The sequence below is a fragment of the Mycobacterium sp. genome, from assembly GCF_050700595.1.
Taxonomy (GTDB): Bacteria; Actinomycetota; Actinomycetes; order Mycobacteriales; family Mycobacteriaceae; genus Mycobacterium.
In genome coordinates, this window is the sequence record NZ_JBOHHI010000068.1 from 1 (window position 1) to 17,338 (window position 17,338).

At 65.7% G+C, this 17,338-nt stretch carries 18 protein-coding genes; 15 read left to right on the forward strand and 3 right to left on the reverse strand.

What is annotated here, in order from left to right; translation table 11 throughout:
* Together ACRDTL_RS06610 and ACRDTL_RS06615 are read right to left on the reverse strand one after the other, a co-directional pair.
* A partial coding sequence (locus ACRDTL_RS06610; RefSeq protein ID WP_431505983.1) for an acyl-CoA dehydrogenase family protein occupies positions 1–172 on the reverse strand: 172 nt, incomplete at its 3' end.
* Between the two features lie 84 nt (positions 173–256).
* Positions 257–673 carry a WhiB family transcriptional regulator gene (locus tag ACRDTL_RS06615; protein WP_431505911.1) on the reverse strand — a complete coding sequence of 139 codons (417 nt, stop codon included), beginning with the start codon at positions 671–673 and terminating at the stop codon, positions 257–259.
* A gap of 142 nt (positions 674–815) precedes the next feature.
* Between ACRDTL_RS06615 and ACRDTL_RS06620 the strand changes: the two genes are divergently transcribed.
* The 6 genes from ACRDTL_RS06620 to ACRDTL_RS06645 all read left to right on the forward strand — a co-directional run bounded on the left by ACRDTL_RS06620 (position 816) and on the right by ACRDTL_RS06645 (position 5,078).
* Positions 816–1,598: a helix-turn-helix domain-containing protein gene (locus ACRDTL_RS06620; RefSeq protein WP_431505912.1), complete on the forward strand. Its 783-nt coding sequence runs from the start codon at positions 816–818 to the stop codon at positions 1,596–1,598.
* Positions 1,595–2,431 (forward strand): C40 family peptidase, encoded by an 837-nt coding sequence (locus ACRDTL_RS06625; protein WP_431505913.1) that lies wholly within the window; start codon positions 1,595–1,597, stop codon positions 2,429–2,431. The genes ACRDTL_RS06620 and ACRDTL_RS06625 overlap by 4 nt, the downstream gene beginning before the upstream one ends.
* A 57-nt stretch (positions 2,432–2,488) precedes the next feature.
* Positions 2,489–2,851, forward strand: coding sequence for a DUF4226 domain-containing protein (locus tag ACRDTL_RS06630; protein ID WP_431505914.1), 363 nt, complete (start codon positions 2,489–2,491; stop codon positions 2,849–2,851).
* 136 nt (positions 2,852–2,987) lie between these two features.
* A complete protein-coding gene (locus ACRDTL_RS06635) occupies positions 2,988–4,328 on the forward strand; it encodes a DUF4226 domain-containing protein (RefSeq protein ID WP_431505915.1) in 1,341 nt (446 codons plus the stop codon).
* Between the two features lie 45 nt (positions 4,329–4,373).
* Positions 4,374–4,676 carry an ESX-1 secretion-associated protein gene (locus tag ACRDTL_RS06640; protein WP_431505916.1) on the forward strand — a complete coding sequence of 101 codons (303 nt, stop codon included), beginning with the start codon at positions 4,374–4,376 and terminating at the stop codon, positions 4,674–4,676.
* Between the two features lie 87 nt (positions 4,677–4,763).
* On the forward strand, positions 4,764–5,078 hold the full coding sequence (locus ACRDTL_RS06645) for a DUF2694 family protein (protein WP_431505917.1): 315 nt from the start codon (positions 4,764–4,766) through the stop codon (positions 5,076–5,078).
* Between the two features lie 15 nt (positions 5,079–5,093).
* Here the strand turns inward: ACRDTL_RS06645 and ACRDTL_RS06650 are convergent, their stop codons facing one another.
* Positions 5,094–5,237, reverse strand: coding sequence for a hypothetical protein (locus ACRDTL_RS06650; RefSeq protein ID WP_431505918.1), 144 nt, complete (start codon positions 5,235–5,237; stop codon positions 5,094–5,096).
* 143 nt (positions 5,238–5,380) lie between these two features.
* Between ACRDTL_RS06650 and ACRDTL_RS06655 the strand changes: the two genes are divergently transcribed.
* From ACRDTL_RS06655 to ACRDTL_RS06695, 9 genes are all read left to right on the forward strand, one after another.
* On the forward strand, positions 5,381–6,550 hold the full coding sequence (locus tag ACRDTL_RS06655) for a DUF5631 domain-containing protein (protein WP_431505919.1): 1,170 nt from the start codon (positions 5,381–5,383) through the stop codon (positions 6,548–6,550).
* Between the two features lie 40 nt (positions 6,551–6,590).
* Positions 6,591–6,911, forward strand: a complete 321-nt coding sequence (locus tag ACRDTL_RS06660; RefSeq protein WP_431505920.1) for a DUF2710 family protein — start codon at positions 6,591–6,593, stop codon at positions 6,909–6,911.
* Entirely contained in the window at positions 6,908–7,804 is an 897-nt protein-coding gene (locus tag ACRDTL_RS06665) for a transglycosylase SLT domain-containing protein (protein WP_431505921.1), read from the forward strand. Before ACRDTL_RS06660 ends, ACRDTL_RS06665 begins: the two co-directional genes overlap by 4 nt.
* 2 nt (positions 7,805–7,806) lie before the next feature.
* Positions 7,807–9,303 (forward strand): type VII secretion protein EccB, encoded by a 1,497-nt coding sequence (gene eccB, locus ACRDTL_RS06670; protein WP_431505922.1) that lies wholly within the window; start codon positions 7,807–7,809, stop codon positions 9,301–9,303.
* 2 nt (positions 9,304–9,305) lie between these two features.
* Entirely contained in the window at positions 9,306–13,382 is a 4,077-nt protein-coding gene (eccCa, locus tag ACRDTL_RS06675; RefSeq protein ID WP_431505923.1) for a type VII secretion protein EccCa, read from the forward strand.
* 119 nt (positions 13,383–13,501) lie between these two features.
* The gene (locus ACRDTL_RS06680; protein ID WP_431505924.1) at positions 13,502–13,804 is read left to right on the forward strand and encodes a PE domain-containing protein; all 303 of its coding nucleotides are present in this window, start codon (positions 13,502–13,504) and stop codon (positions 13,802–13,804) included.
* 9 nt (positions 13,805–13,813) lie between these two features.
* Positions 13,814–14,992 carry a PPE domain-containing protein gene (locus tag ACRDTL_RS06685; protein WP_431505925.1) on the forward strand — a complete coding sequence of 393 codons (1,179 nt, stop codon included), beginning with the start codon at positions 13,814–13,816 and terminating at the stop codon, positions 14,990–14,992.
* Positions 14,993–15,058: 66 nt separating this feature from the next.
* Positions 15,059–15,358 (forward strand): PE domain-containing protein, encoded by a 300-nt coding sequence (locus ACRDTL_RS06690; RefSeq protein WP_431505926.1) that lies wholly within the window; start codon positions 15,059–15,061, stop codon positions 15,356–15,358.
* An 18-nt stretch (positions 15,359–15,376) separates the two neighbouring features.
* Entirely contained in the window at positions 15,377–17,326 is a 1,950-nt protein-coding gene (locus ACRDTL_RS06695; RefSeq protein WP_431505927.1) for a PPE domain-containing protein, read from the forward strand.
* The last annotated feature ends 12 nt before the right edge of the window (positions 17,327–17,338 follow it).

Genomic DNA, 17,338 nt, shown 5'->3' on the forward strand with positions numbered 1-17,338 from the left:
AGAACAACGGGCTATAAAAACCACGCTGGGCCGCCTCCTCGAGCACCGGCCACGGGAATTCCTGGCGCTGGTCGTAATCGAGCGCGACGGGCCGTATCACCGACTCGGCGAACTCGTGTGTGCGCTGCGCCAGGTCGTGTTGCGCTGCCGTCGGTGTCAGGTCGAAGGTCATGGTTACGCCCCCTGGGTCGGCCGGCTGGGTCAGCGTAACGGTTACCCAAATTAAGAGCGTTTGTACGGCCGGGCAGTTCAGCGACTAAGCGGCTGAGCGGGGATCGATGCGGCCGCTCGGCAGATGGAACACTGCCGTGGGCACCCGAACGGCGTGGTACTCGCGCCGCTCCAGCAGCGCGGCATTGTCGGGCAGTTGTCGTGAGTTGATCTCACCGGCGGCGATTCGGCGCAGGATAGTGTGCGCTTGCGCAAGCTGGTGCCGCTTGCGGTACTGGCCGCCGGGAAGTTTGACGCCGGCCCAAACGCCGTATTCCTCACCGTGCTCGACGGCGTAGCCGGCACAGCGCTGCTGCTGCGCCAACGGGCACCGGCGCAGACAAAGCAGCCGCGCCCGGGTGGCCGACTGCTCATATGCGCGGGCCTTGGCGGCACCGTCGCCGCCATCGTCATCGGTGTAGCCGAACCATAACTCCGGGTTGATCGAACACGGATACCCCATGCCACTGCCTCCTCTTGAACCAGAACGTAGACGGAAGCGTATATATCAACACTCTAGATTGCAAGAGAAACGAGGCAAATACGAATATCCGCTTGTCCGGGGATTGGTCTGTGTACCATCCGGATATGGCCGGAGCGCTGCGGTGAGTCGCGAATCGGCTGGAGCGGCGATCCGAGCCCTGCGCGAGTCGCGCGACTGGTCACTGGCCGACCTCGCCGCAGTCACCGGCGTCAGCGTCATGGGCCTGAGCTACCTCGAGCGCGGCACCCGAAAACCGCATAAAAGCACAGTTCAAAAGGTTGAGAATGGTCTGGGCTTGCCGCCGGGGACCTACTCGCGGTTAGTCGTCGCCGGTGATGCGGATGCGGAATTGGCCCGCTTGATCGCGGCCGAGCCGACCGAGGTGATGCCGACGCGACCCGCCGGAGCGCTCGTGGTCGATCGGCACAGCGACACCGAAGTCCTCGAGGGATATGCCGAAGCGCAACTTGAGGCGATCAACTCGGTGATAGCCCGCCTACCGGCGACGACGTCAAACGAATATGAGACGTATATTCTATCCGTGATCGCTCAGTGCGCGAAGGCCGAGATGCTGGCCGCCAATTCCTGGCGGGTCGCCGTCAATGCCGGGTCGGACTCCGCGGGCCGGCTCATGGAGTATCTGCAAGCCCTGGAGGCAACCCGCAGCAACCTGCTCCAACGTATGCCGATGAGCCTGAGCACGCGGTTCGACCAGGCATGTGCGCAGTCGTCACTGCCTGAGCCGGTGATCGCAGCACTGGTCGGTGTCAACACCGAGGAACTGTGGGACATCCGTAATCGGGGTGTCATCGCCCCGGGAGCACTAGCGCGAGTGCGGGCCTTCGCCGACATGATCAATCGTGGTGGCGCGGATGAGGACACTGACGGAAAGAAACCCCAGTGAGCGGAAGCGAACTGGAAGCACTGAACCGGGCGTATCGACTGTTCGCCGGCGGCGGAGCACCAGCGCCACTGGAAACAAGCACAACCCACTTCGACGGATTGTTAGAACGAGCCGCTGGCCTGAATACCGGCGGGGGACATGAGCTCTACCGCCGCACGGTCAGCCACAGCCGACAAGTCCTGCAATCGACTGCAGATACCGATGCCGCCGTTGCGACGGTCAGCGCCCGCGCCCAACAAGATCACGTCCAAGCCCGCGGGTTGACCAAAGGTGTTCTCGACGAGGCCCGCGCCGACACCGCCATCCCGGATACTCCGATGGCGCAACGGGAGGCGATCCGTCGCCGCGCCGCGCGGCTGCGGGCGCAGCGAGCCCACGTGCAAACGGCGCAGCACCAGGCCCGGCAGCACGCTGCGACATTACGGGCACTGCGTTACCGAATACGACGGCGGCGCGACAGCAGACCGACCGGGTTGCGGTTGCCGCCACTCAACAGCCGTGCCGGCGCCGCTGTGCGAGCCGCGTTGTCACGGTTGGGCCGACCGTATGTCTGGGGCGCGACAGGCCCCGACCGGTTCGATTGTTCGGGTTTGACGCAGTGGTCTTATGCGCAGGCAGGAGTCCATCTCGACCGCACCACCTACCAACAAATCCACGACGGAATCGTGGTGCCACGCTCGCAAGTCCGGCCGGGCGATCTCGTCTTCCCGCATATGGGCCATGTGCAACTGGCCATCGGCAACAATCTGGTGGTAGAAGCGCCCCACGCCGGTGCGGCGGTCCGGATCAGCCCGCTGGGCACAAACGTGCAGATCCGGCGCCCGTTGACTTAGGCAGTCTCGCCAGCCGGTTGAGTTGTTGGCCGTGGGCCGGCTGAGTACCTTGATGCCATGGCAGAACAGGCCGGGTCCGGGGTGGCTGCTATCCGGGCCAGGCAGGCGGCGTTACAAAGTCGGCACGGCGAGCTGGCTGACGCCGACCACGCCCTGGCGGCGGCACTCGCCAGCGCCCATGCCGCGACCGTCGAGGGGGTCAGCCGCCTCGACGCCATCGCCGCGGAAATCGAGACCGCTGTGCACAATCAGGTTGCCCTCGCGATCGATACACCCATGGGCGCGCGGGCATTCCATATGTTCCTGATTGCCAAGCAACGGGAAATCATCGCGATCGTCTCGGATGCCCGCGAACTCGACCGCGCCCAAAAATCGGCATTGGAGTCGTTGTGCCCGCCGTACGGCGCTTCTGCCGGCTGACGGGATATCCAGTCGTGCGCTGGTCGACCGACGTGCGCGGAGCTGAATTGTCGGCGGGGACCTGCGTGACTACTGTCGCCGGCATGTTGGTGCCGCGCCACCTCGGCCGTCGGGCGCATGGCCATGCGGCTAGGTGATGACAACCACTGATGATGTGCTTGCGGCGATCAAGCACGTCACGCAATGCACCGGCGACCCGAACGCATGGCGAACCGGACTGACCGGCGATGAGCTCGGTGATGCCGCGACGATGTTTGTGGCGAGTCCGCAACGGCTGGACGCACTTCTCGCCACGATTCGCACCCACCATCCGGATCTGTTCGGGCCCGTTCCCGACCGTCAGGAGGGCGACGCGGCCGACGCGATCCGGCTCACGGAAGCTACTCTGGCACACCAAAATTCCGCCACCGCTCAACTTGACCTGCAGGTCGTTTGCGCGATTCTGAATGCGCACCAAAACACCGTCGACGGCAGGGAAACGCTCAACAAACTGCAGCACGATGTGGAGGCGGCGCTACGGAAGCGAACCGATCTGGACACCCCGGCAGGAGCGCGTGACTTTCAACGCTTCTTGATCGGCAAGCTTGAAGAAATGCGCACCGCGGTAGACAGCGCCAACCTTGATGACGCATCGAAGTCGGCACTGATGGCGGCGTGCACATCTCTTTACGGCTCAGCGAAGGGTGACCAAGGTGATGCGGAGCGGGAGTTACCGGGCGCCAACCAGGCTCCCGCAGCATTGCCGGATACCGGAATTGATCCCAGTTTCGACGAACTGTCAGCTGAGGATCCGGGCTTGGCGACCGGCGGCATACCGGCGCACAGTTCGTCAGCACCGCTGAGCTCACCGGTACCGATGCTGCCGAACCTGGGTGGGGGAGCAGCGCCGACACCCACCTGGGGCGGCCCAGGCGGGTTTGCGCTTCCCGACCTGCCGGCCGGAACTGGGGCGGAGCGGCGCCCGGGGGCACTCGACGACGCGGGGCTTGGATGCGACGACCAGCTGTCAACCGGGCAGACGTCGCCGCGGCCAAGTGACGACAACGCGACCGAGGACGAGGCCGGCGAACCGGCGACGGGTCCAACCACGGTCACACTGCCGAACGGCGAGACGGTCACCGCCGCCCGCCCCGAGCTGGCCGCGGTGATCAAAGCCGCCGCCGGCGGAGCACCAATCGCAGATGCGTTCCGGCAGCAGGGGATTAACATCCCGCCTCCGGGAACTCCGGTCGTTGACCCGATCGACCCGTTACAGGTCGAACCGGGAGATATCGGGATGTTCACCACCCGTCACGCGCTGGCCCTCGGCCACCGCGAGGCGCTCGTCGACGGTCAGATCCAAAACATCTCCGCCGTGAGCGGGCCGAGCTTTCTAGGCTGGCAGCATCCGCCCGCGCCGGTAACCGCCGACGCACCGGCCAGGACCGACCCACCGACACCCACCAGGCCGGCGGTTGTCACCGCCGCAGCACAATAGAAATCTGTCGGCGGAGCACGCCGACTCGTCACAAGGAGACAGCGGATGGCAGATCGGATCCATGTGGTGCCCGCGAACTTGCGGGCAGCCGCCGCCCACCACGAAGAGACCGCCGACTATCTGCGGACCGTCCCGTCGACGCATGAGGCAATTCAAGAGAGCTTGGACTCGCTGGGTCCGGTGTTCAGCGAGCTGCGTGAGGCCGGACGTGAGCTACTCGAGCAACGCCGGCAGTGCTACGAACAACAAGCCGACAGCCACGCCGAGATTGCGCACAACCTGAAAACCTCGGCCAGCATGTGGGAACAGCACGAAGACGCGGCCGCCGACGAGTTCAAGCACCTCTGACGAGCGTCAATGACCCGCGCCGGCGACGATGCAGAGCGACAGAGCGATGAGGTGGGGGTCCCCCCGCTTGCGGGGGAGAGCGGCGCCATGACCCAGGAGGCCAATCCCGCTTTTGACACCGTTCACCCGAGCGGGCATATCCTCTTTCGGTCCTGCCGCGGCGGATACATGTACAGCGTCGCGCTGAGCGAGGCGGCGATGGACGCCGACGCCCAAACTTTGGCGCAGGGCATCTTGCTGACCGCCGACGTGTCCTACCTCAAGGCACTGATGGAAGTCCGCGCCGAGATCGTCGCCGCCGGCTACACCCCCTCCGCGGAGGTTCCCACCACCGAGCACATCGACGCGGCGATCGAGAAGCTGATGGCGCACGATCTGCGTCCCCGTGACAGCAAGGCGTGAACCAGGCCTTTTCGGCTAACGCAGCCAGGGCTGCACCCTGTCGGGATCGGGCGCGATATCGGTTGGCGGCTCGACCGGATTGGCGCCGAACAACTCTCGAGCCCGGCGCAGCAGCGCACGGATTTCATCGAGATGCTGTTGCAGCCCCACATCAGCCATGCCACCACGCTACGCAGACCCCCGCTGTCCTGACAATTCAGCTGAAAAACGCCTCGGCATGCGCCGATTTATCAGCCTGACCTGCACAAACCTGGGGAGGACGGGTGAACTGACAGCTTCGGCGTTGACGGTAGGCTTGGCCGGTGGCGATCTTCGGCCGGAAGACGGCGCGCCAGCGCCTCCGGAGAGCGACCCGAGAATCTCTGACGATTCCGGCTTTCAGCTCTCCTGTCGACTGCACCCCCTGGGTGACCGGCGGATTGTGGCCTGCCGAGCTGTCCACGGTCACCGACGAGAGCGCTGCGGTCGCGCAGTATCTTCGGGCGGACCTCCAACGGATAGCCGACGCCGCGAACATCGAAGTGCGGAATATCAGGCGCACGGTGCTCGCGGACGTGGTCCGACAAGCAGAAGAAGCTCGAGTAATCAACAGTGCCCGCGCTTTCGCCACCCGACGCGTCGAATCGGCCGTTCGTCACCTCCGTAACGTCGTGCCGGAATGGCCCACGCAGTACCTGCGCCTGACGAATCTCGACCACACCGATAGCGACACGACACAAGGGCTCACTGCCGCTACCACGTCGGCGCCGGATGCCGAGATCCCCTCAGCTTCGAGTGTCGAGCCGGAGCCCGCCATTGAAGCGCCCGCGCGGGAGGCTTCTCCCGCGGGCGAGACCGACCAGGAGCGCATACAACGGCGCCTGGAATTTGTGGCCCGTCAGGAACCTGGATTGCGGTGGGCCGTTGGCGACCGGGCGGACGGCACCACCGTGGTGGTGACGGACCTCGCCTGCGGCTGGATACCACCGGGCATCGTGCTGCCATCCGAAGTACGGCTGCTCACGCCGGAGCGACGCACCGGCAACGCCATCGCGCTGCTCGGCCAGGCGACGCGATCCGTCGCCTACACCCCGGGCACATCGCTGGGCTCGGCCGCCGGGTTCGACGCCGTAGAACCCTCGCCGCGACCCCGTGAGCTGCCGATGATCGACGATCTGGGGTGGCTACTCGGCGAGGCCACGCATTGGCGCGATGGCCTGCCGCGGATGGTTCACACGTTGGCCAAAGCAGGCGCCGCCGGAACCGGCGTAGTGGAGGCCGAACTCGACCTGCTACGCGTGCACCTGGATACCGCGCGCTACCAAGTCCTGGCCCAGTACCCGGATGTCGACGCCGCGCTGCTGCTCAACTGCCTGTTGTTGGCCGCCACCGAAGGAATCGCCGGCGGGGACACGGTTTCTGCGAACTACCACTTCGCCTGGTTCCAGGCCCTGAGCGCAGCACCGGCCAGCAGGTGGACCGCAAGCCCATGAAGCGTGAGTTGACAAAGGTCGGAAGGGCCGACATACCGTCATGGCGCCGCGGCCGGGCAGTCGTATGCAGCTGAGCGACAAAGATCTCGTCGAAGCGGTTCTGCGCGATCTGAGCGCGGCTGCCGACAAGTGGGAGGCACTCGTCGCGCAGGCCGAGACGATCACCTACAGCGTCGATCTCGGCGACATCCACGCCGTCGCAAACGCAGACGGCCGATTGGTCGAGTTGACCCTGCACCCGGATGTGGTGACCGGCTACAGCCACGGGCAACTGGCTGACAGGCTGAACATTGCGATCACCGCACTAAGAAACGAGGCAGCGGCCGAGAATCGCGCACGGTATGGCGCGGAGATCCAATGACAGCGGATCCGTTGAAGGCGCATGCCACCGAACTGCTGGCACGCGGCCGCCGTTTGTATGGCGGCACCTACCAAGATGGCGGCCCCATCCAGACACCGCGAACGCTTGGGCACCATACGGGTCGGCTAACCGTGGCAAGCGCACGTCCCGGGATGGGGCCCACCGCCCCGGCGGCCCGGCAGGTCATAGCGGGCCTGCGACACGCGGCAGGCGCCGACACCGGACTGGCCACCGTGCTGGCCGCTGCGCGCGCCGACCACACCCGGGGGCGTGGCCTAACCCAAGCCATGCTCGACGACGCAAACGCCGACTCGATGCCGGCGGCAGAAACTCCGGTTGGGCGCCGAGAGGCAGTGCAGCGCATGATAACTCGTATCCGACTGCAGCGGAACACACTACGCCGGTCCCGCCAGCATTCCCGTCTGCTCGCCCACCGCGCGAGGCGGTTGACCTATCCGCACCACCGCCATGTGCGATATGACAGGTCATTCGGCACCGGACAGGTCAAGAAGCATATCGCCGCGGCGCTGGATCACCTGGGCATCACCGACCCGGCGGCTCGACGCAACTGGCTGCGGGGATACCAGACCCTGATCGCCCGAGAATCCGGCGGGCGGCCGGCTGCCGTGGCATCTGAGCCGGCCGCCAGCCCGAGCGCGGTCCAGGCCGATGGCTACAGCATGGGATACGCGCGCGGGATCACCCAGACGATCCCGGAAACCTTCGCCCGCTACCACCAACCGGGTACCTCGATGAATATCTTCGATCCGGTCGCCAACATCTGCGCGTCGATGAACTATGTCATGCATCGCTACGGTGTCAGCGCGGACGGTGTGAATCTTGTTGCGCTCGTACAGCAGGCGGATGTCAATCGTCCGCCGAGAGGATACTGATCATGCCACTTAATCTGTCGAACCGGGACCAGAATTCGGGGCATCTGTTCTACAACCGCCGGCTGAAGGCGGCGATCACGCGCTTCTCGGTCCAGATGAAGCACGACGACCGTAAACAACAAGCAGCCGTAATGCTTTCGATCGTTTTCGTCCTAATCGGCATTGGCTGGATGGCATTGCTGCACATCATGAAGCCCGCCGGACTGGCGGGCCAGTCGTCGATCATCGGCAACCGTGACACAGGTGCGGTGTACGCGAAGATCAACGAGCGACTCTACCCCGCCCTCAACCTGACCTCCGCGCGACTGGCGGTCGGTAATGCCGCGGCGCCGGCCTGGGTCAAGGCCAGTGAGATCGCCAAGTATCCGACCGGCCCGATGATCGGAATCCCCGGTGTGCCGGGCAGTCTTACGGTCACGCCGAGTCCCACGTCGGCGTGGTCGGTTTGCGACACCGCCGCTGCCCGGGGGACCGGTGCGGCGCCGGTGGTGACGTCCATCGCCGGTGAGCTGTCGTCGTTTGGTCGGGCGGCTGCGATGGCGCCCGCGCAGGCTGTGCTCGTCACCCACAAGGCCGCGACGTATGTGATCTGGGGAGGCCACCGGTCGCGGATCGACCCCACCGACAGGTCGGTGACCTTCAACCTCGGTCTCGATCCCGGAGTAACTTACCCGATCGAGATCTCCAACGCCTTGTTCGATGCGATGCCGTCGACCGAACCCCTTGCGGTACCTGTGATTCCGGAAGCTGGCGCACCATCGCGGTGGCTACCGCAATCAGCGGTCGGTAGTGTGCTGGCGACCCGGGACGCTCAAGGCGTCGTCAATGGCTTCTACGTACTGCTGCCCGATGGCGTGCAACAGATCACCAGCTTCGTCGCGGATCTACTGCGCACTGCGGATTCGCACGGTTCGGCCACACCCACGTTGATCTCGCCGGATAAGCTGATCCACATTCCCGTCGTCGACGCCCTCGATGTCGACTATTACCCCACGAGCAGGCTGGATTTCGTCGACACATCGGCAAATCCGGTGACCTGCGTGGCGTGGCGGAAGCAGACCACCGACCCGCAAGCGGCGATCACGATCTTCACCGGCCGCGGTCTGCCCGTTCCGATCAGCATGGACTCGCGCCTGGTCCGTCTGGTCCGCAATGATCGCGACGCCAACTCCGTGGAAGCCAATCAGACCCTGCTGTTGCCGGGAGCGGCCAACTTCGTCGCAACCACCAGCGGCGTCGCTACCGCGGTCAGCCGGGAAAGCCTGTATTGGCTTTCACCGCAAGGTGTTCGGTACGGAATCCAATGGGATAACCGGACTCTACAGGCGCTGGCGCTTGACCCGCGCAGCGCCGTGCAGGCACCCTGGCCGATCATTCGGACGTTCGCCGCCGGGCCGGCGATCAGCCACGAGTCCGCGCTGCTGGAGCGCGACACTATCGCCGGAGGTGGTGCAGTGGCGCCCATCCCCGATGCAAATGCCCAGACGGCGGGAGGTTAGCGATGTCCAAACGCGGATTCGTCAGGAGCGCACGCAACTCCCCGCCCAGCGTTCCGCCGGTGCGGGTGGCCGTCGCGCCGCCGCTGGCCCTGCCGGAACGCGAGCCGCGCAACATCCTGCTGATGATCGCCATCCCTGCACTGTTGGTTGGGATCATCGGCACCCTGGTGGTGATGTACACCTCGGGCGTGCGCTCCCTGCAGTCGGGATTCTTCCCGATGATGGGCCTGGCCGGATTCGGCGCGCTGATGTTCAGTGGCCGCCTCGGGCGTGGGCGCCGGATTTCTTGGGGCGAGCAGGAGAAGCAGCGCCGGATCTATCTGCGACAGCTCGATGAGGACCGCGAGGAGGTGCAACGGGCCGCCCGGGAGGAGCGGCGCAGCCAGCTGTTCGTGCACGGTGATCCGCAGAAGCTGGACACCGTGATCGGCGGCCCGCGGATGTGGGAGCGCCGCCCGGGCGACCCGGATTTCCTCGAAGTCCGGCTCGGGATCGGGATCCAGCACGCCGGCGATTCGGCGGTCTCGCTGCAGTGGCCGGAGGTTCCCATCGGCGAGGAACTCGAACCCGTCACCGGCGGTGCGCTGCGGGACTTCATTCTGGAGCAGACCAAGATCCGCGGCATCGGCAAGGTGCTGAGTCTGCGGTCGAAACCGGGATTCAGCTTCACCGCGCAGGAGCCGGCCGAACTGCACAATCTCACGCGAGCAATGCTGTGCTCGCTGGCGGTGTACCACAGCCCGAACGACCTCAAGCTCATGGTGGTCACCCGCCACCCCGAGCAGTGGTCCTGGCTGGTGTGGCTGCCGCACAATCAGCACGACGAAATGTTCGACGCCTGCGGACTGCGCCGGTTGGTGTTCACCTCGCCGACCGAGTTGGAGGATGCACTCGACGCCGAGCTGCACCGCAAGGGGCGCGGGCCGTGGAGTACGCCGGCCGGAACCAGCCCGACCTCGATGCCGTCACCGATGGAGTCGTCGGGGTTGATGCTTGGCCCCCATTGGGTGATCGTCGACGACAACGTCGGAACGCCCGAGCAGTGGGAGAGTGTCACCGGACAGAAGGGTATGGCCGGCATCACGGTATTACGGTTGGCGACCCGGCCCGGTGTCGGCGTCGGCTTCGCGGAACAGGACCAGCGTTTCGAGTTACGCGAAGGGCGGCTTTATCACCGCGCCGCGTTCTACGCGGTGGCCGATATGCTCGCCGAGAGCACCGCCAACCGCTATGCGCGGGCGGTGGCGCGCTGGTCTCCGATGAGCGCTGGTGACTTGTCCGAAACCGACAGCCAGGGCGCTGAATTGCTGCGAGCATTGGGGATCAGCGATCCACGTCGGCTCGACGTCGACCGACTGTGGGCGGAAAGCCGTGGCCGCGGTGACCATAAGTGGGCGATGGTGCCGGTCGGGGTGAAGCCGGGCGGCGAGTTGCAGTACGTCATCTTCCGCGCAAAAGACTTCGGCGGATTTGGATTTCACTCCGTGGTGATCGGAACATCCGGCTCGGGCAAATCGGAGTTCTTCCTCTCGATGTGTAACGGGATCGCCCTGACGCATTCGCCGGAAGCTTTTATCGTCATTTTCGTCGACATGAAATTCGAGTCGGCCGCCCAGGACCTGGAGGGCTTGCCCCACGTTGCCGGTTCACTGTCCAACCTCGGCAAGGACGACCGGCACCTCGCCGAGCGGATGTGCAAAACCATCAACGGCGAAATCGCGAGGAGATACCGACTTTTCAAGGAGGCCGGCGCGCGCGACGCCAACGAGTACGAGGAGATGAGGCTCGCCGGACGGGATCTGGAGCCGGTTCCGATCCTGCTAGTGATCATCGACGAGTACCTGGAACTGTTTCACCATCATCAAGAGTGGATACAACTGGTCATTCACATCGGGCAGGAAGGCCGCGGCTGCAACGTGTTCTTCACCCTCGGCGGCCAGCGCTTGGATCTGTCGTCGCTGAGCAAGGCCAAGAGCAACATCGCGTTCCGGGTAGCGCTGCGGGCCGAGACTGCCGAGGACTCCCGCGACGTCATTGGTAGCGATGCTGCACTGCACCTCCCGTCGAAGGAAAACGGCTACGCGCTACTCAAAGTCGGTCCGCGCGACCTGGAGCCGTTCCGGTGCTTCTACTTATCGGCGCCGTTCGTGTTACCCAAGAAGGTCGCGAGTGTAAACAGGACGGTCGACGTTAGCTTCTCCCAGCCGCGACCTCTCACCTGGGAGTACCAGCCGCTCAGCGCCGAGGACACCGCAGCCCTGGCGGCGACCGACGAACCAGAGGAACCTGACGAATTCCTCTTTCACGCCGATGGCTTCAGGAAGAAGAAACTACTCGACGTTATCCGCGAGTCGCTGGTTTCGCATCCTGCTCGCTTGCCCCACCAAATTTGGCTTCCCCCACTGGAAGTCAGCGAACAAGTGGATGCCTTGGTAGCATATTGGCGCGGTAAGCCCTGGCATGTCGACTATGGGCAGAACCCGGGCCTGACCTTCCCGGTCGGCATCGTTGACATCCCCGACGAGCATGTGCAACGGGTGCAAGTGCTCGACGCCGAGATGGATAACGTCATGGTTGTCGCGACCGCCCAACGGGGCAAGTCCACCACGCTGATGACGTTGATGACGTCGGCCGCGTTGATGTACCGCCCGGAGCGAGTGACGTTCTTCTGCATCGGGGCGGCCTTGTATCCGGTGGAGGAGTTTCCGCATGTTGCCGGGGTGGTCAGCCTCAACGACAGCGAAGGGGTGTCGCGAACCATCGCCACGATCGAGGGATTGATCCGCGCGCGTGAGGCGTCGTTCAAGCACTATCAGATCGACATCTCGGAGTTTCGCGAGCGACGCTTCGGGGCGGCAGGCGGTGGCGGGACGGACCCGGAAGACAAGTTCGGCGACGTCTTTCTGGTGATCGACAACTACGGCGATCTATATGAAAAAGATCCCGGCATGGGCGATCGCGCGATCGCCATCGCCCGCCAGGGCCTGTCCTACGGCGTACACGTGATGACCAGCGCCACAGCCTGGTTCGTCGGCCAGAAGCAGGGTCTGCTCAACGTGTCGAACGCGCGGATCCAGCTGCGGCTGAGTAATCCCGACGAATCGCAGATGGGCACGTCGATGGAGCAGCGCAAGGGCGCACGAAATACGCTGGACAGGCCGGGATTTGGGCTCACCCGGGACGGATACGAGCTGCTGGTCGGGATGCCCGAGGTGACCGGGGCCACCGGTGAACGGGTGGGAACCCGCGGCGTCGGTTCGCTGATTAGCCAGGTCACCGGGACCGGCAAGGTGGAACGCCTATCGCGGTTGCCCGGGCGGGTACCGCTGCGGGAGGTCATCGCGCGTTTCGCCGACACGGCCGAGGCCGCGGACCCGTTGAACCTGCCGTTCGCGATCGGTGAGAGCGCTCTGCAACCGGTGGCGCTGCCGACCCGAATGGTGCCGAACATTTTGGTGATGGGCCGCCAGCTGTGCGGGAAGACCACGACGCTGGCAGCGTTCGGTCGTGCCGTTACCAGCAGGTTTAGTCCCGAGCAGGCCCAGATCACCATCATCGACCCGAAGACGACGCTAATCGGCCAGATTCGCGGCCCGCACGTGCGGGCCTACGCCTACACCGCCGACGACATCGATACCGTGATCAGGGAACTCGCCGCCCTACTGCAGGACCGTCTCCCACCGTCGGGTCTAACTCAGGAAGAACTGTTGAACCTGAAATCGTGGGAGGGCCCGCAGCACTTCCTTCTGATCGACGACGAACACGAACTTCGACCCCACAATCAGGCGGTAAGGCAGGCGGCGACCGCCCCGTTGTGGGGGTTGATCGAGCGCAGCCGCGAAATCGGCCTGCACGTCATCGCCTCGCGGCTGCCCGGTAACTGGGCCGCTCAGGTGGTGATGAATCCGTTTGTGCAGAAGCTAACCGGATCTCGGTCGCCAACGCTGTTCATGGATAACGACCCGGCAAGTGTGAAGGTGTTCGGCAGGACGAGTGCCCAGCAGTTGGCACCGGGGCGCGGGTTGTTGGTGACGACGGAAGGTGAGATCGAGGGGGTGCTGGTAGGAAGCCCAGAGTAGGAGGACTACATCGCATCGCTGGTGGCAGCGGAGGCCTGAGTCGACAGCGTGTGGCGTACACCTTAAACTCAAGCAACTTGTTCGCGGATATGTATCTGTGGAAGCACTTGGGAGGCAATATGACCAGCGGATTCGGGGTAATTCCAGCTGCAGTCGATTTGTCGTCGCTCACCGAGTCGGGCATCAGTGCTGAAATGGCGGCTACCACCGCGGCCGGCGCGGCCGCCCTCACCGGTGTGGTGCCCATGGCGGCAGATGCGGATTCAGCGGAATTCGCGCAAGCGCTGAACGCCGCCGGTGCCACCTACCTGGCGACAGTCGCGGATCATGTCGGGCAGCGAACCGCCTTTGCCGGCGCGCAGTCGCTGGCTTCGGGCACATACGCTGCCATGGACGCGATCCACGGCACCGCGCTGGGCTAACGGACCAGCATGCCGGGCGACCCACGGTGGACGGGCCCACCAGAGGCCATCGCAACGACTTTTGAGGCCGGCTCACCGGCGTCGGTGATTGGCAACAATTTGGTCTGGATCACCGAGACCGCCCACCACGAACTGGCGATGGGGATTTCGGTTGCCAACACCGCGTCCACCCTCAGCTCGTGGCAGGGTTTCGGCGCGATCGCCTCCGCTGTGGCGGCAACCGACCTCAATACCGGGTTACAGACGACCGCAGGCTGGACCGCGCACAAGATCACTGTCACCCAAGGCGCCATCGACACCTTCACGACGGCGCGGTCGTCGGTGATTCCTTCCGTGGTCAGCCGGACGAACCGGGCCGAAAGGGACGCGATGGATAAGGCCAACCCTGGTGTCCTCTTCACGTTGACCCCGGCCATCGTCGAACGCGATATCGAGTATTACGGGGAACACTGGGCCCACAATTCGAGTGTGGGTTGGGGGTATTCCAGCGCGATGAGCGGATTCACCGCCGCATTGGCGATGCCGCCCCCCGCCGCCCCCGCCGGTGCGTCGCCAGCCGCTCCGGCGGCGGCGGGCGAGGCCGTGGCGCAGGCAGCGGCCACCACCGGCGGGCAGGACGGGGTGAGCTTGTCGAGCCGGGCTACGCAGGCTGCCGGGCAGGCGCCGTCGTCCGCGGCCAGCGGCATTACCGAGCAGCTCAGTTCGCTTAGCGGTCCGCTGCAGGAGGCGGCGTCAAGTGTGACCCAACCGCTATCCGGGATTACCCAGGCTCCGGTGCAGGCAGCGCAGACCGCTTCCAGCCTGCCGCAATCCATGCTGCAGTCGATGGGGGGCGTGTTCTCTCCGGCGACGGCGCAGGAAGCGGCCGAAGTGGGGACGGCGGCTGGTGCCGGTGCGGTCAAGGGTGTGGGCGGCGTTGGAGTGGGCGCGTTTCCCGGTGCCGGCCTGACCAGCTACACCCGGCCCGCCAGCACTTTCGAGCCCGCAACTGGTGGCAGACCAACCGGTCTGCGCGTCGGTGTGCCCAACCCCGCCGAAATTGGCCCTACCGCAGCGGGTACGGGCCTTACCGCTATGCCGCTGGCCCCGGCGGGGATGGCGGCACGTGGTGGCAGCGACAATTCTGAGAAGGAGGCTGTGACCCACGCCCGCATCGTTGTTGACGGTGATCACGCAGGGCAGCAGTAGCGGGGGTTAGGATCGTTCGATTGTGCCTACGGGGGTGCTCTAGGCAGCGATTTGAGGAGGTTGGGCATGGTGTTTGGGATGGTGCCGGCGGCGGTGGGGGCGTCGGCGGCGATGGAGGCGGGGTTGGCTGGTGAGTCGGCGGGGGTGGCTGCGGCGGTGGGCCCGGCGGTGATGAGTCCGGTGCCGATGGCCGCGGATGTGGATTCGGCGCGGTTCGCCGCGATCGCGGCGGCGGCGGGGGCGGGGCATGTGGCGACCGCGGAGCAGCATGCGGCGATGCGGGGGTTGTATTCGGGGGCGCAGTCGTTGGCGATGATTACCACGGTGGCTACTGAGGTGATGCGCGCGGCCGCGGCCGGCATTTAACGCCAGGGGGTTTGGCTGATGGGTCTGCATCCGTGGCCGATGATTGATCCGGCGACGTCGTATTTGACGATGACTTCGGGGGCGGGGGCGGCGCCGATGCATGCCTATAGCGCGGCGATGACCACCTTGGGCGCTTCGGGTGAAGACACGGTGGTCACCTCGGCGCTCAACACGGTGACCACCGCTGCCGGGTGGAGTGGTGTGGGTCATGTCCAGGCGGCGGCATCGGTGAGCGCGCTGAACACCATGGTCACCGATGCGTCGGCCAAGGCGTTGCTGAAAGCACAACTTGCTCAGGCGGCTGGTGAGTTGCACACCATGACGGTGCCCCGGATGGTCACCCATGTGCAGGCGACGGCCAACCGGACGCATGAGGCCGCTGATGAGGCGATCAATCCGTGGGTGTTGGGGGCGTTGACGCCGGAGATCGTGGCGCTGAATTTGGAGTATTTCGGCTTCATGTGGCCCAACAACGCCCAAGCCGGGCTCGGTTACGGGGTGGGATTGGACACCATCGGTGGTGCGCTGGCCGCGTTGTCGGCGCTGCCCGCGCTGGCCGGCGGTTCGGCGGCGGCCCCGGCGATGGCGGCCGCCCAGGTCGGTGAGACCGCGGCCATTAGCGGGCTAAGCGCGGTGATGAGCACCGCCGAACAAGCCGCCACCGCGGCGATCAGCCCGGCAACGGCCACCACCACCTCAGGGCCGACCAACAACATGCTGGGCGACACCCCGCTGGCCGCCCCCGCCACCCCGAGTTCGTCGATCCCGCCGATGGCGGCGGTGCACGCCTATGCCTCGGCCACCCCCTCGGCCCCGAGCCTGGCCCACGCCCAAACCCCGGTGATGGGCATGTTCGCTCCACCGCCGAGCGCCGCGGTGACCCCACCGGCGCCGAGTCCGGCCCTGCCCGTCACCGCGCCACCGGCCCCGGTGACCCCGCCGATGCCCGCGGCAGCGCCCGGGGTGACCAGTTACGTGCCGCCCGCCCAACCGTTTTCCCCGCCCCCGCCCACCGCCGGGCGCGCGGCCGGGCTCAAACCCGGCATGCTCAACGCCGCCGCCCTGCGCGGCCCGGTCAGCACCGCGCCACTCACCACCAGCCTGGCCACCGCCACCACCGTGACCGCCACCCAATCGCTGGCCTACGTCCCCCCCGAACCACCCCTGCCTCCCAGCCCGCCCCAACCTCCTCTACTCAATCTCGGCGACGCCGCCCACACACTCAAACCACCATCCCCACACACTGAACCGACCAACCCACCAGCGCAGCTGCTAACGCCCCCGACGCCACCCCATCCGCCGGCCCCGCCGAGCAGTCCTCCTGCACCATCCACCGATGCCGGCGGCAGCGGCGTACAAATGCTCGGTACCGGGCCGGGCGGGGCACCACAGGCGCCGCCTGCGCCCCTTCCACTCGACCCAGAGCCGACCCCGCCGCCTCCGCCACCAGTCCGAGGCAGGGCTCCCGACGGTATTCACCCTCCCGTTGAAGGACCCCTGACACCAGGGCCGCCAAGCAAAGCTAGGGAACAGCGAAAGGGCGCCGAGCATCTCTGGGACGACCAGGGTGGTGAGTGGCGATACCATCCCGAGGATTCGAGCCATAATCCGCACTGGGACTACAAACCACCCGGGAAGAGCACCGAGTGGGAGCACCGCCCGGTAGGCGATCTCCCCCCGCTGAAGGGAGTTGATCCGTCGCTCATCGCTACGCTGCCGCCGTGGATGCAGAACCTGCTAGCCCCGGGGGTCCCTGGGGGGCCGCAGAACCCGCTGCTGGCGCCGTACCCCGGTGCTACCATTCCTGCGCCCCCACCCGCATCTCCTCCGGCACCTGGCCCAGGCCTAATGCCGCACATCGACGTGCCCCCTCTTAACCCTGGTGATCTGGAAATTGCAGGCGGCGAAACCGCGATCGGCGGCAGCATCTTGATAGCACTGATTATTGGCATCCTCGTCCTCGCTTGATCGTCGGCCTGT

Coding starts and splice junctions, on each gene's coding strand:
- ACRDTL_RS06615 (WP_431505911.1), bottom strand. CDS start 673: ATGGGGTATCCGTGTTCGATCAACCCGGAGTTATGGTTCGGCTACACC.
- ACRDTL_RS06630 (WP_431505914.1), top strand. CDS start 2,489: ATGGCAGAACAGGCCGGGTCCGGGGTGGCTGCTATCCGGGCCAGGCAG.
- ACRDTL_RS06635 (WP_431505915.1), top strand. CDS start 2,988: ATGACAACCACTGATGATGTGCTTGCGGCGATCAAGCACGTCACGCAA.
- ACRDTL_RS06640 (WP_431505916.1), top strand. CDS start 4,374: ATGGCAGATCGGATCCATGTGGTGCCCGCGAACTTGCGGGCAGCCGCC.
- ACRDTL_RS06645 (WP_431505917.1), top strand. CDS start 4,764: ATGACCCAGGAGGCCAATCCCGCTTTTGACACCGTTCACCCGAGCGGG.
- ACRDTL_RS06650 (WP_431505918.1), bottom strand. CDS start 5,237: ATGGCTGATGTGGGGCTGCAACAGCATCTCGATGAAATCCGTGCGCTG.
- ACRDTL_RS06660 (WP_431505920.1), top strand. CDS start 6,591: ATGGCGCCGCGGCCGGGCAGTCGTATGCAGCTGAGCGACAAAGATCTC.
- ACRDTL_RS06665 (WP_431505921.1), top strand. CDS start 6,908: ATGACAGCGGATCCGTTGAAGGCGCATGCCACCGAACTGCTGGCACGC.
- eccB (WP_431505922.1), top strand. CDS start 7,807: ATGCCACTTAATCTGTCGAACCGGGACCAGAATTCGGGGCATCTGTTC.
- eccCa (WP_431505923.1), top strand. CDS start 9,306: ATGTCCAAACGCGGATTCGTCAGGAGCGCACGCAACTCCCCGCCCAGC.
- ACRDTL_RS06680 (WP_431505924.1), top strand. CDS start 13,502: ATGACCAGCGGATTCGGGGTAATTCCAGCTGCAGTCGATTTGTCGTCG.
- ACRDTL_RS06685 (WP_431505925.1), top strand. CDS start 13,814: ATGCCGGGCGACCCACGGTGGACGGGCCCACCAGAGGCCATCGCAACG.
- ACRDTL_RS06690 (WP_431505926.1), top strand. CDS start 15,059: ATGGTGTTTGGGATGGTGCCGGCGGCGGTGGGGGCGTCGGCGGCGATG.
- ACRDTL_RS06695 (WP_431505927.1), top strand. CDS start 15,377: ATGGGTCTGCATCCGTGGCCGATGATTGATCCGGCGACGTCGTATTTG.